The following is a 12,259-nucleotide window of genomic DNA, read 5'->3' on the forward strand; positions in this document are numbered from 1 at the left end:
TTATCGTTCAGCGATTTAAATCGTTGGGGGTATCTCATGGGTAGTTTTTCTTTGTGGCACTGGTTGATCGTGTTGATCGTGGTCGTCGTGCCATTGATCTTCATCCTGAGAAAACCGCCGGCCGGCCCGAACCGCTTCGGTGGACTGGCGGAGCCCATGGGTTTCGGCCAGGCGATCGGAAGCTATTTCAGGAACTATGTGACTTTTTCCGGCAGAGCCAGTCGATCGGAATTCTGGTATTCGGCACTCTTTCAATCTGTCGTCGCCATCGCTTTGCTTGTCGTGGATCGGAGCGAAACCTTGAACCGGATCTGGTCGCTGGTCACGTTTCTTCCGTGGATCGCCATGGCCGCCCGACGCCTTCACGACGTCAACCGAAGCGGATGGCACCAGCTTCTTGGATTACTATTTCCCATTGGATCGATTGCCGTCCTCGTATGGTATTGCAAAGCGCCGACGGCGGATCATTCCAGGGAAACCGTTTTTGCTTGAGCGAAGTGTGAGGATGGTTTTCGCGGGTTGAGAGCGCTGGCCCGTTGAGGCAGGATACCGTCATCGGATAGAGACAGGATGGACCGAACATTATGCTGACGGGCTCATGTCATTGCGGCAAGGCGGGCTGGACGCTCGAAGGCGATCCGGGCTCGATCACCGCATGCAACTGCACGCTCTGCCGGCGCTACGGCACCCTGTGGGCTTACGATTACGAGGGAGAGCGCATCGCCCTCAGCGGCGAGACCGCCTCCTACACCCGCGCCGGCAAGGATGACCCGTCGCTCGAAATATTGTTCTGCCCGACCTGCGCCTGCGTGCTCAGCTGGCGTGGCCTGCGCCTGCACAAGGACGGCCGCCGGCGCATAGCCGTCAACATCCGGCTTGCGCCGCCGGAACTTGTCGCCGACCTTCCGATCGATCATTTCGACGGGCTGGACACCTTCGATGATCTTCCGTCCGACGGCGGGTGTGTAAGGGATCTTTGGTTTTGAGAGCGTCCGGACGAAGCCTGTCGTCAGCTCTTCACAGGAGGAGTTGAGGCCGATGCTCCGGCGCCGTCTTCTTCCTCATTCACCGCCACGCCCGCCTCGAGCGCTGCCAGAATAAAAGCCTGCCGCACCGTCTCGGCCGGCATGCGCCCGGCCAGCCAGGCCCGGCAGAAATCGATCGCCCGCTGCTGATGGACGCCGCCATTGACCGGCCAGTCGGAGACCAGTGCATAAAGCGCGTCCTGCGGGGAGCGGAGAACCAGCCGTTCGCCGCTATCAAGATCGATCGAGATCGGTTTCTTCCAGAAGGCGGAATGGTCGTTAATGGCAGTGATACCTGCATCTGAATGGACAGGAAACTAACTGCGGAAGGCCGATCACGGTTCCACTGGGCGGCGGTGGCAGCGCCAGCGCTCAGGGTAGCCGCAAACGCCGGAGAGAGCCTTATTCTGAGGCGCGGAAGCCGAAGGCTCGAGCCTTGCAGGACGAGGGAAGGTCGGAAGACACCGCGCCAGCGGGCCGATGCATCCGCCTCGCCTGCGCTTCTCTCTTGGGAAGTTTCTAGCCCATCTTGCAAATTACCATTGCAAGTAGATAGTCTCTTCTTGGGGAATTTCTTGATATGTAAAATCACTCGCTTGCGTCTCCAGCAAGCCTGGGTGAAATCGATGCTTTTTCAGTGAGAATTTTTGAATGAAGCCGGAAGAATTGCGCAGATCGGAACATGCTTACAACAAAGGCAGATTGCTGCGGCTGCTCTTTATATTGATTGCGTTTGCAGCGGCATCCATCTGGATAGGATACTACCCACCAGAGCACAAGGACCCCCTTGTTGTCTGGTTTTTCTCGTTGGTCGGTGCAGGGTTATTCGGTGGGCTCGCATTGCTGGCGATGCCCCAGCTTTTCTCAAGAGGGCCGGGACTAGTGATGTCGACGGCCGGTATCCGGCTACCGAAATTTCCAGGTCAAATCGTGCGGTGGTCGGCTATCCGGCACTTCGAAAGAACCCAAGGCAAGAACGCTGATATCATCACCCTCCGCCTTGATCCTGTCGCCGCTTCTTCATTGAGCAGGAGGCTTACAGCCGTCCCGCTAGATTGGCTTTTTGGGATGTCGCGTCTCAAATTCGGCATTCCTTTACAGACGCTGCATGGCCAGCCGAACTCCATCTTCAACCAGTTCTCTGAACTCTTCACCGAAGCGAAAGAAGCCGAACAGCGGGCCGCCCATGAAGACGGTTCAATTGCCGAGGAAGAGGTCGAAACGACCGAACCGGTTCTCAACAATGCCCGATATCCGGTCTTCACTTACGCTCTTCTCGCCGTTCTCATTGCCGTCTATGCCGGCGAGCTCGCCTTCGGCGTCGAACCGTCCGAAGCCGGTTCTCCCACCATCCGCACCTTGTGGATGCTCGGCGGCACGTTTCGCCAGAACATCGTCGGGGACGGCGAATGGTGGCGGCTGTTCACCGCGCCCTTCATGCACGGAAGCATCATCCACCTCGCGCTCAATTGCGTTGCTCTCTGGGTCGCGGGGCGGCTGTTCGAGCGGTTGATCGGCTGGCGCTGGTTTGCGGCAATCTTCTTCGCCAGCGCCCTTGGCGGGTCCATCGCGTCGGTCTGGATCAATGACGCCAACACCGTGGGCGTTGGCGCCTCCGGCGGCATCGTCGGACTTTTCGCGGCCGTCATCGTTGCCAGCTTCCATTTCCGGCCGACGCCGATCGCATCTTCGCTGCAAACGGGAGCCATTCAGATTCTGATCCCCTCGCTGCTGCCGATCTTCAACTCTGCGAGAGACGGTCAGACCATCGACTATGCCGGCCATTTCGGCGGCGCCGTGACCGGCGCGGCACTGTCGCTTCTGCTGTTGCGCTTCTGGCCACGCGAGCAGCCGACACCTCGTTACGACAGAGTGGCGATCGCCTTCAGCGCCGCATTCGTGATCATTGCGGCGGGAGCGCTGTGGCCGATCATCAATGCACGCCAATTCTATCTCAACGATCCGATCACCAACTATTTCGGCGGCAGGTATCAGCAGGCGATAACGGGATTTGATACAGAGGCAAATCTGAACGGAACCACGGCTCCCTATGCTCGCGTCTGGCGCTATTTCGCTCAAACCAGAGTGGGTGATCCGAAGGCGCTGGACGATCTCAGAGCCGCCGCCGACAAGGCTGATAAAACGGCATGGCCCTATCCCATCTACCGCCTTTTCCTCGGCGAGCTGAAGCCGGTGGAAATGGAGCTCAATGCGGCCGACAGCAACCAGATTTGCGAAGCGATCTTCTACGGCGGCGAATGGTATTTGTTTGCGGGAGCCACGGAATACGCGCGCCGGCGGTTCCAAGGCGCCTTGCTGTCCTGCCCGAGCACCTTCATCGAGCACGAGGCGGCAGGATACGAACTGGCCAAGCTCAAAGCGAAATGATCACACGCCGCCACGCCGGCGCCGCACATCAAGAGAGTCTCACCTGAGGCGCCCCATAGAAGCCTCAGGACGAGGCGGGTGCGCCGGCTTGGCGGCGCCACCTCTTTTCGTAAGCGACCATCAACCTGGCAGCTTGCAGCCCTTGCTCATGCCGGCGGACTGCATGGCCGACACCTTGCCTTTGGACGCGGCAATTTCCCCTTCCTTGTCTCCGCCAGCCACGCTGCCGATCGGGACGCCGACGAGGAAGACGCCGAAAGCGTCGCCGTTCGCCGCGCTGATCTGCTGCTTGGACAGATCGTCGAGCTTGGCCTTCTCTTTCTTCAGCTGCACGGCGAGCGCTTCGCAACTGAGGTTCGTATAGGCCGCCATCGGAATATCGACCTGCACGATGGCGTCAGGACGTTTGGCGCAGCCGGCGAGTGCCGCCGTCACCGCGAATGCAATGATGATCTTGTTCATGAATGGTCCCCAATTCCCGCATTAGCTGTAACATTGCCGCCCGCAATGCGGGAGGCGACCCGCCCTTCAACCACAGACTTTATTTGCCTGGGAACGAGAAATGGGAGTAGCGCTGCGGCGCGTGCTTCGAGGCTCCGCCCTGCAGGCTGCGCACCTCAGCATGGGGGACCTTGGAGGATGCCGCAGCCACTCGCTGGCGCAAGAGATGCCGCCAACACCCAAGAGAGCCTCATCCTTGTACGTTGCCGTTGCGGTATAATGCTCCTGTGCGACGGGGATGCGTGTCATCCTTGGGTTTCGAACTCGGACCTCAGCAAGCATCCCCGTCGCCATGTCTTCGCTCGAACGGTTGACTGGGCTTCGAGCCCGCGTGGCAAGGAGGAGCACCCCATGCATGTCCCGCAAGCTTTCATGGTCGGCATCGATGTCTCGAAGGCCCATCTCGACGTGGCCGTCGAGGGCAAACCCGCCGTCGCTCGCTTCGACAACGATGCGCCGGGCCAGACCGCGCTGGCGACGGCGATAGCCGGCGCCCAACTCGTCGTCGTCGAGGCCACCGGCGGCTACGAGATGGCAATCGTCAGGACGCTGATGGCCGCCGGCATTGCCGTCGCCGTCGTCAATCCCCGCCAGGTCCGCGACTTCGCCAGGGCCAGCGGCCGGCTGGCCAAGACCGACCAGGTCGACGCCCGCGTCATCTGCCACTTCGCCAGAGCGATGCGGCCGGCACAGATCCCCCATATCGACGACAGCCGCATCGCTCTGGCTGCCCTTGTCGCCCGCCGTCGCCAGCTCATCGACATGGCCGTCGCCGAGAAGAACCGCCTCGAACATGCCCCGCAAGCCGTTGCCGCGCTGATCGGCGAGACCATCGCCGCCCTCAAGGCCCAGCTTGCCCGTGTCGATGCCGCCATCGCGCTCGCCATCGATGCCCAACCCGACATTGCCGCACGCCGCGATCTGCTGCTGACCGTGCCCGGTATCGGCGAGGTCAGCGCCGCCGTGCTCATCGCCGAACTGCCCGAACTCGGCGCCATCGACGACAAGAAGCTCGCCGCCCTCGTCGGCGTCGCCCCGATCGCCCACGACAGCGGTACCTGGCGCGGCCAGCGCCATATCGCCGGCGGCCGCGCCACCGTCAGATGCGCCCTCTATATGGCAACCTTGTCGGCCATCCGCTGCAGCCCGGCCATCAAGGCCTTCCACAAAAGACTGCGCGACGCCGGCAAGCCACCCAAGGTCGCCATCGTCGCCGCCATGCGAAAATTCATCATCATGATCAACACAATCCTCAAAAGACAAACGCCATGGAGCGAGCCGCAACAACACGGTTGCTGAGGTGCCCAGCAAGGGGCCTCGAAGGACGGGGTGGGTGCGCCGGCCGCTGGCCATGAGCCGAGAGATTGTTGACCCAATCGGAACGATTCATTCGTTTCCCTTTTGTACTCTTTGCCTCTTCCCTTTCGCGCTGACTCTCTCCATATTCGCGCCATGGCCAAATCTCCGAAGAAATCCCCCGCCCCGAATGGCTTCGAGGAAGCCCCGCAATCGTCTTTCGAGGGAGCCCCCCTGTCCGGCTCGGTTGCCGATTGGGTGAAGCAGCTGGAGGCGGATGCCGAGGCGGCGGGCGTCGAAAGCCAGCGCGAAATTGCCTCCAAGGCGGGCAAGCACCGCAAGAAGGTGGAGAACGAGGCACGCAAGCATGCCGAAGCCGTCAGCGTCAACAAGAAGGCAACGGTCAGCAAGACTGCGCGCGGCGTTTCCATCGGCGGCTCCTCCGACCCGAAGACCCGCGCCGCCGCCGGCCTCAATCCGGTTGCCGGCCTCGATATTTCCCTTGAGGATGCCGGCAACCTCGCACCGGGCGGCGTCACCGCCACGGTGGAGGCGCTGTCGAAGCTGATCGAAAGCGGCAATCCGCTGCACAAGAACGGCAAGATCTGGACGCCGCACCGCCCTGCCCGCCCGGACAAATCCGAAGGCGGCATCACCATCCGCATGGACTCCGAATACAAGCCGGCCGGCGACCAGCCGACGGCGATCCGCGATCTCGTCGAGGGCCTGGAGAATGGCGACCGCAGCCAGGTGCTGCTCGGCGTCACCGGCTCGGGCAAGACCTTCACCATGGCCAAGGTGATCGAGGCGACGCAGCGCCCGGCCGTCATCCTGGCGCCGAACAAGACGCTGGCCGCCCAGCTCTATTCCGAATTCAAGAACTTCTTCCCCGACAATGCGGTGGAATATTTCGTTTCCTACTACGATTATTACCAGCCGGAAGCCTATGTGCCGCGCTCCGACACCTATATCGAGAAGGAAAGCTCGATCAACGAGCAGATCGACCGCATGCGCCACTCGGCGACGCGCTCGCTGCTCGAACGCGACGACTGCATCATCGTCGCCTCGGTCTCCTGCATCTATGGTATCGGCTCGGTCGAGACCTATACGGCGATGACCTTCCAGATGAATGTCGGCGACCGGCTGGACCAGCGCCAGCTGCTGGCCGACCTCGTCGCCCAGCAATACAAGCGCCGCGACATGGATTTCACCCGCGGCTCCTTCCGTGTGCGCGGCGACACGATCGAGCTCTTTCCGGCCCACCTGGAGGATGCCGCCTGGCGCATCTCCATGTTCGGCGACGAGATCGATTCCATCACCGAATTCGATCCCCTGACCGGCCAGAAGGTCGGCGACCTGAAATCGGTGAAGATCTACGCCAATTCGCACTATGTCACGCCGCGCCCGACGCTGAACGGCGCCATCAAGGCGATCAAGGAAGAACTGCGGCTGCGCCTCGCCGAACTGGAGAAGGCCGGCCGCCTGCTGGAGGCCCAGCGCCTGGAGCAGCGCACCCGCTACGACATCGAGATGCTGGAAGCCACCGGCTCCTGCCAGGGCATCGAAAACTATTCGCGCTATCTCACCGGCCGCGACCCCGGCGATCCGCCGCCGACGCTGTTCGAATACATCCCCGACAACGCCATCGTCTTCATCGACGAAAGCCATGTCACCGTGCCGCAGATCGGCGGCATGTACCGGGGCGACTTCCGCCGCAAGGCGACGCTGGCCGAATACGGCTTCCGCCTGCCCTCCTGCATGGACAACCGGCCGCTGCGCTTCGAGGAATGGGACGCGATGCGCCCCGACACCATCGCCGTTTCGGCCACCCCGGGCGGCTGGGAGATGGAACAATCCGGCGGCGTCTTCGCCGAACAGGTGATCCGCCCCACCGGCCTGATCGACCCGCCGGTCGAGGTCCGCTCCGCCCGCACCCAGGTCGACGACGTGCTCGGCGAGATCCGCGAAACCGCCGCCAAGGGCTACCGCACGCTCTGCACCGTGCTGACCAAGCGCATGGCCGAAGACCTCACGGAATATCTGCATGAACAGGGCGTGCGCGTGCGCTACATGCACTCCGACATCGACACGCTGGAGCGTATCGAAATCATCCGCGATCTCCGCCTCGGCGCCTTCGACGTGCTCGTCGGCATCAACCTGCTGCGCGAGGGCCTCGACATTCCCGAATGCGGCTTCGTCGCCATTCTCGACGCCGACAAGGAAGGCTTCCTGCGCTCGGAGACGTCGCTGATCCAGACCATCGGCCGCGCCGCGCGCAACGTCGACGGCAAGGTCATCCTCTATGCCGACAACGTCACCGGCTCGATGAAGCGGGCGATGGAGGAAACCGGCCGCCGCCGCGAAAAGCAGATGGCCTATAACCTCGAAAACGGCATCACGCCGGAATCCGTCAAGGCCAAGATCTCCGACATCCTCGACTCTGTCTACGAACGCGACCACGTCCGCGCTGATATCTCAGGCGTTTCGGGCAAAGGCTTCGCCGATGGCGGCAACCTCGTCGGCAACAACCTGCAAACCCATCTCAATGCGCTCGAAAAAAGCATGCGTGACGCCGCCGCCGACCTCGACTTCGAAAAAGCCGCCCGCCTCCGCGACGAAATCAAACGCCTCAAGGCCGCCGAACTCGCCGTCATGGACGACCCGATGGCGCGCGAAGAGTCGAAGGCGATGGAAGGCATCAAGCGGAACGCCAAGGCGACCCGCGAGTCCCTTCCCCCCAGCGGGGGGAAGGTGCCCGGCAGGGCGGATGAGGGGGCCACACCCTCCTACTTCTCCAAACCCTCCCTCGACGACATGGGCCCAGGCACCGACACGACCACGCCCCTCTTCCGCAAACCGGATCTGGACGACATGGGCCGCGACATCGCCGAACCCGCAAAGAAGAGCCTCTTCCGCAAAAACGACCTCGACGAAATGACCGTCGGCCGAACGGAAAAACCGGTCATCGGCCACGTGCCGGAAAAGCCGGAAGCATCAAAGGGCACGAAGCGGTTTTCGCCGCTGTTGGAGGGCCAGCCGGAACGCGATGACGTGCGGCCGGTCGTGCGCGGGAAGACGGGTGTCGGAAGCTATGAGGACCCGGGCGAGCAGAAGCGCAAGGGACGGACGAAGGGGAAGACCGGGCGGCCGGGCAGATAAGCTTTGGGAAGCCGTCACCTTTAACAACCCTCAGTAACCCATCAATCCGTCAAACTCTCCTTCAAACCTAAACCTTATGAAACTTTCATTCCTTCCAGTGGAAATTTCCTCGATCCTTTTTTCAACAGATGCTTTGTCGGGAAACCACGACACGGAGACCTTGTATTCCCTCAAAATCCTCGCCGGAACTGTCTCTAAACCTTGCACATATAGTCCCCGTCGACACGCCCATCTCGCGACTCGCTTAAACTCCATTACATCAAGAAACAACGTAAGCGACAAGCAGCCCCCGTCTGGCATTGATGGCGGCGATTCCGGTATTGCGGTGAGACGATTCACGAACTGTGAGCTTCTATGTCTGCGCCTAGCTCTGGAACTAGAAACTTCCATATGATCGAGGCCGTTCCGGAACGGCTTGAAGGTGCGCCGCGACAGTTTCGGCGGCGCTGGTCCGACGAATTCAAAGAACGGGCAGTGGCCGAGGCGATGGAGCCCGGCGCCAGTGTTTCGGCGATCGCACATCGCCTAGAGATACATCCCTCACAGCTATTTGGTTGGCGCCGTGATGCTCGTGACGGACGCCGATCTGCGCGGCAGGATCAGGCTACGGTATCGAGAACGACGTCAAGTGGTGCGCTTGCGGTGATCGACGTGATCATCGGCGACGTTGTGATCCGGGCTGGCGCTGGGATCGATGAAGCACACCTGCAACGGGTTATCCGAGCGGTGCGCTCGGCATGATCCCGTCGAACGTAAAGGTCTTTCTCGCGAGCCATCCAATAGACTTCCGCAAGGGGCCAGATAGCTTGCTATCGCTGGTTCGAGATGCCGGCAGCGATCCGTTCAGCGGATCTCTCTATGTCTTCCGGGCGAAGCGAGCGGACCGGATCAAGATTGTATGGTGGGATGGATCCGGGGTTTGCCTTTATGCCAAGCGGTTGGAAAAAGCGCAGTTCTGCTGGCCGCGCATTGGCCACAGCCGGGTCCAGCTCAACCATGCCCAGCTCTTGGCATTGGTCGATGGAATGGACTGGAAGCGGGTTCGCTTTACGCCCGTCAAACCGCCTGAGATTGTTGGGTAAAACCACTGCGGCGAAGTGAATCAGGGGCCTGAAACTACGGGCGGATCACGGCAAAATATGCTCTGATCAGATCCATGACGCGACCCGAGATCGAGCTCCCGGATGATGTTGAGGCCCTAAAGGCCATGGTCCTTGCCATGGCCGAAAAGGCAGCCCGTGTCGATGCTTTGGAAAAGCAGGTCGATGACCTGGAGGCCCGCAATGCTGACGCCGACGAGCGTATCGAGAGGCTGACGCAGATCCTCAAGGCCTTCGATCGGGCTCGCTTCGGACGGCGCTCGGAAAAGCTCGGCGCATCGGCTATCGACGATGAGCAGCAAGCCTTTGTCTTCGAGGAGATCGAGACCGGCATAGCCGCGATTAAAGCCCAGGTCACGAAAGGCAGCTCGAATACGGATGGCAAACGCGCACCGCGGCCACGCAAGGGCTTTGCACCGCATCTTGAGCGCGTCGAGGTGGTGATTGAGCCGGAAGAGTTACCGGAACACGCGGGCAAGCAAAGAATCCTGATCGGAGAAGACGTCTCCGAACGGCTAGATGTCGTGGCGGCGAAGTTCCGTGTCATCGTCACGCGCCGTCCCAAATACGCTTTTAAGAACGAAGACGGCGTCATCCAGGCTGCGGCCCCGCCACACATCATTGAAGGCGGCATTCCAACAGAAGCACTTCTGGCGCAGATCGCCGTTTCCAAATATGCCGATGGTCTACCCCTCTATCGCCAGGAAGCGATCTACGCGCGGGACAAGGTCGAACTCGACCGCAAGCTCATGGCTCAATGGATGGGCAAGCTGGGGTTCGAGCTCGATATTCTTGCTGATTACATCCTGAACGAGATCAAGAAGGCAGAGCGGATCTTTGCCGACGAAACGACCTTGCCGACGCTTGCACCTGGATCCGGATCGGCAAAGACGGCGTGGCTATGGGCCTACGCGAGGGACGATCGGACCTTTGGAGGCAGCGGTCCGCCGATGGTGGCCTATCGCTTCGAGGACAGCCGAGCGACCGAATGCGTTGCGCGGCACCTCAGCGGCTATCACGGGATCCTGCAGGTCGATGGATACGGTGCCTACAGCAAACTGGTCCGCAAGGATGGAGGCAACGACGGCGTTGTCCTGGCTGGCTGCTGGTCACATAGCCGCCGGAAGTTCTATGAATTGCATGTTGCCAAGAGCTCGAAGGTCGCCACAGAGACGGTCGAGCGCATGGCAAAGCTTTGGGAGATCGAGGAAACCGTTCGAGGCCAAAGCCCTGAAGCTCGTGTCGCGGCGCGACAGAAGAGTTCGGCGGTGATCGTCCGTGACCTCTTCACACTTTGGCAGGCGACCCTTCCGCGGGTCTCGGGAAAATCCAAACTCGCCGAGGCTCTCCGGTATGCCATCTCGCGTCGAGACATCTTCGAGCGCTTTCTGACGGATGGGCGCATCGAGATTGACTCCAACATTGTTGAGCGGGCAATCAGGCCTCAAGCCATCACCAGAAAAAATAGCCTCTTCGCTGGTAGCGACGGCGGCGGCAGGACATGGGCGACGATCGCGACCCTGTTGCAAACGGCAAAAATGAATACCGTCGATCCTCAGGCTTGGCTGACCCAAACGCTTGAGCGTCTCGCAAACGGATGGCCCAGCAGCGAGATAGATGCCCTCATGCCATGGAACTACACGGCCTGAACGGCCTCAGCTTGCCGCTTACGAAACAACTCTCGCCCCTTAAGTCGGAGCGAATATGCGACCATCGCGCGAAAGATGTTCTTCTCATTAATGATGCCGATGGTTTCTCCTAGTCCTGACGAAGATAAGTTATTTAACCCAGCACCATCCGTTAAGAGACGTACGGTCTTCTGAACAAGGTCGGGATCTTTGTAGTTGCCGATGTGGTCCCCTATCATCGCCAAACAGGCAGCAACCTTCGTGACAGTTCGCGAATTCCTGAGGGAATTTATCAGGAATGAGCTAATTTCTTTAGTTTTTGCACAAGATTCAGCAAGACTAAAATAAGATATGTATAACTCATAAACACTCACATTCTTGCTGTTCAGATGATCTTTATTGCTGGAGTAATAAGTTCCGTCAGAAATGAAGCGCAAGATGCTCGAGCCAATTTCGCCCTTAACTGACGATAAACCTTCTCGAAGCTTCTCTCGCGTCGAGGCTGGCCCCTCCTCCAAGAACGATACAATCTCAGGATTGACATTTGCGAAGAATTTTTCAGCTACATCATATGTAAATCTTACCCTGCTTACATACTCCGCGCATAAAAACTCGATATAGCTCTTATGTGGGAAGTAATAAACTCTTCCTTTGTAGCCAATCGCCCCATCCATGGCGCGCGACTCTATAACACTACCCAGCAGGTTCCTTTAAGGCTCCTTCTAGGCTATTATTAGCGCGCACCTCTACAGGGATAAAGCTCTCCGGTATCTCCTCAGCAGTAAATCTATTTTCTTTCTTTACTGTAAAAAGCCACCAAGCTATATTCTGCATGAAAATAGTTCTGATGTCACTAAAACCAACAATCGTATCGTTTGATTGACTGCTTATACGACGGCTATTCTTCTTTCCCTCCCGCTTCACAAACTCGTAAATGAATATTTTATAGAGCTCATACCTATTGAACATAAGCTCTCTGCCGTAGAATTTCTGCATAACACTACAGAACATCTTAAGCTGAACTGGCCTAGATAACACATCCAATTCATTATCAAGAACGTAGTCTCTTAGCTTTAGAAGACTTTCAGGAACAGAGCCTTTCTTGGAAATGGCGTTATCTAGATATGTTTCAATCTGGTCCCTTGTAAGCATGCCGATCTCA

The 12,259-nt window shown here is 59.3% G+C and carries 12 protein-coding genes; 8 read left to right on the top strand and 4 right to left on the bottom strand.

From position 1 onward, the window contains the following. Window positions 1–36: 36 nt before the first annotated feature. A complete protein-coding gene (locus tag NE852_RS12680; protein WP_037175049.1) occupies window positions 37–492 on the top strand; it encodes a DUF805 domain-containing protein in 456 nt (151 codons plus the stop codon). A gap of 92 nt (window positions 493–584) precedes the next feature. Beyond that, window positions 585–986, top strand: coding sequence for a GFA family protein (locus NE852_RS12685; protein ID WP_008534971.1), 402 nt, complete (start codon window positions 585–587; stop codon window positions 984–986). A 23-nt stretch (window positions 987–1,009) separates the two neighbouring features. On the opposite strand, the gene NE852_RS12690 is transcribed toward NE852_RS12685, so the two are convergent. After that, entirely contained in the window at window positions 1,010–1,318 is a 309-nt protein-coding gene (locus tag NE852_RS12690; RefSeq protein ID WP_308821741.1) for a DUF982 domain-containing protein, read from the bottom strand. A gap of 358 nt (window positions 1,319–1,676) precedes the next feature. On the opposite strand from NE852_RS12690, the gene NE852_RS12695 reads away from it, so the two are divergent. Next, window positions 1,677–3,413: a rhomboid family intramembrane serine protease gene (locus NE852_RS12695; protein WP_037175046.1), complete on the top strand. Its 1,737-nt coding sequence runs from the start codon at window positions 1,677–1,679 to the stop codon at window positions 3,411–3,413. A gap of 120 nt (window positions 3,414–3,533) precedes the next feature. On the opposite strand, the gene NE852_RS12700 is transcribed toward NE852_RS12695, so the two are convergent. Beyond that, window positions 3,534–3,875, bottom strand: a complete 342-nt coding sequence (locus NE852_RS12700; RefSeq protein ID WP_008534964.1) for a hypothetical protein — start codon at window positions 3,873–3,875, stop codon at window positions 3,534–3,536. 390 nt (window positions 3,876–4,265) lie between these two features. Here NE852_RS12700 and NE852_RS12705 point away from each other — a divergent pair, with 390 nt between their 5' ends. The 5 genes from NE852_RS12705 (at window position 4,266) to NE852_RS12725 (ending at window position 11,118) form a co-directional block, all read left to right on the top strand. Next, entirely contained in the window at window positions 4,266–5,213 is a 948-nt protein-coding gene (locus NE852_RS12705; RefSeq protein WP_008534962.1) for an IS110 family transposase, read from the top strand. Window positions 5,214–5,366: 153 nt separating this feature from the next. Further along, on the top strand, window positions 5,367–8,369 hold the full coding sequence (gene uvrB, locus NE852_RS12710) for an excinuclease ABC subunit UvrB (protein WP_258156600.1): 3,003 nt from the start codon (window positions 5,367–5,369) through the stop codon (window positions 8,367–8,369). Between the two features lie 390 nt (window positions 8,370–8,759). Then, complete coding sequence (locus tag NE852_RS12715) at window positions 8,760–9,110, top strand: transposase (RefSeq protein ID WP_225897245.1); 351 nt, start codon at window positions 8,760–8,762, stop codon at window positions 9,108–9,110. After that, a complete protein-coding gene (tnpB, locus tag NE852_RS12720; protein ID WP_008536637.1) occupies window positions 9,107–9,451 on the top strand; it encodes an IS66 family insertion sequence element accessory protein TnpB in 345 nt (114 codons plus the stop codon). Before NE852_RS12715 ends, tnpB begins: the two co-directional genes overlap by 4 nt. A gap of 74 nt (window positions 9,452–9,525) precedes the next feature. Beyond that, window positions 9,526–11,118 (top strand): IS66 family transposase, encoded by a 1,593-nt coding sequence (locus tag NE852_RS12725; protein WP_008536638.1) that lies wholly within the window; start codon window positions 9,526–9,528, stop codon window positions 11,116–11,118. On the opposite strand, the gene NE852_RS12730 is transcribed toward NE852_RS12725, so the two are convergent. Next, window positions 11,106–11,771, bottom strand: a complete 666-nt coding sequence (locus tag NE852_RS12730) for a hypothetical protein (protein ID WP_258156602.1) — start codon at window positions 11,769–11,771, stop codon at window positions 11,106–11,108. The two genes, NE852_RS12725 and NE852_RS12730, sit on opposite strands and share 13 nt — an antisense overlap. Before the next feature lie 19 nt (window positions 11,772–11,790). Then, window positions 11,791–12,249: a hypothetical protein gene (locus NE852_RS12735; protein ID WP_258156603.1), complete on the bottom strand. Its 459-nt coding sequence runs from the start codon at window positions 12,247–12,249 to the stop codon at window positions 11,791–11,793. Window positions 12,250–12,259: the final 10 nt, after the last annotated feature.

The organism is Rhizobium sp. Pop5 (assembly GCF_024721175.1).
Taxonomy (GTDB): Bacteria; Pseudomonadota; Alphaproteobacteria; order Rhizobiales; family Rhizobiaceae; genus Rhizobium.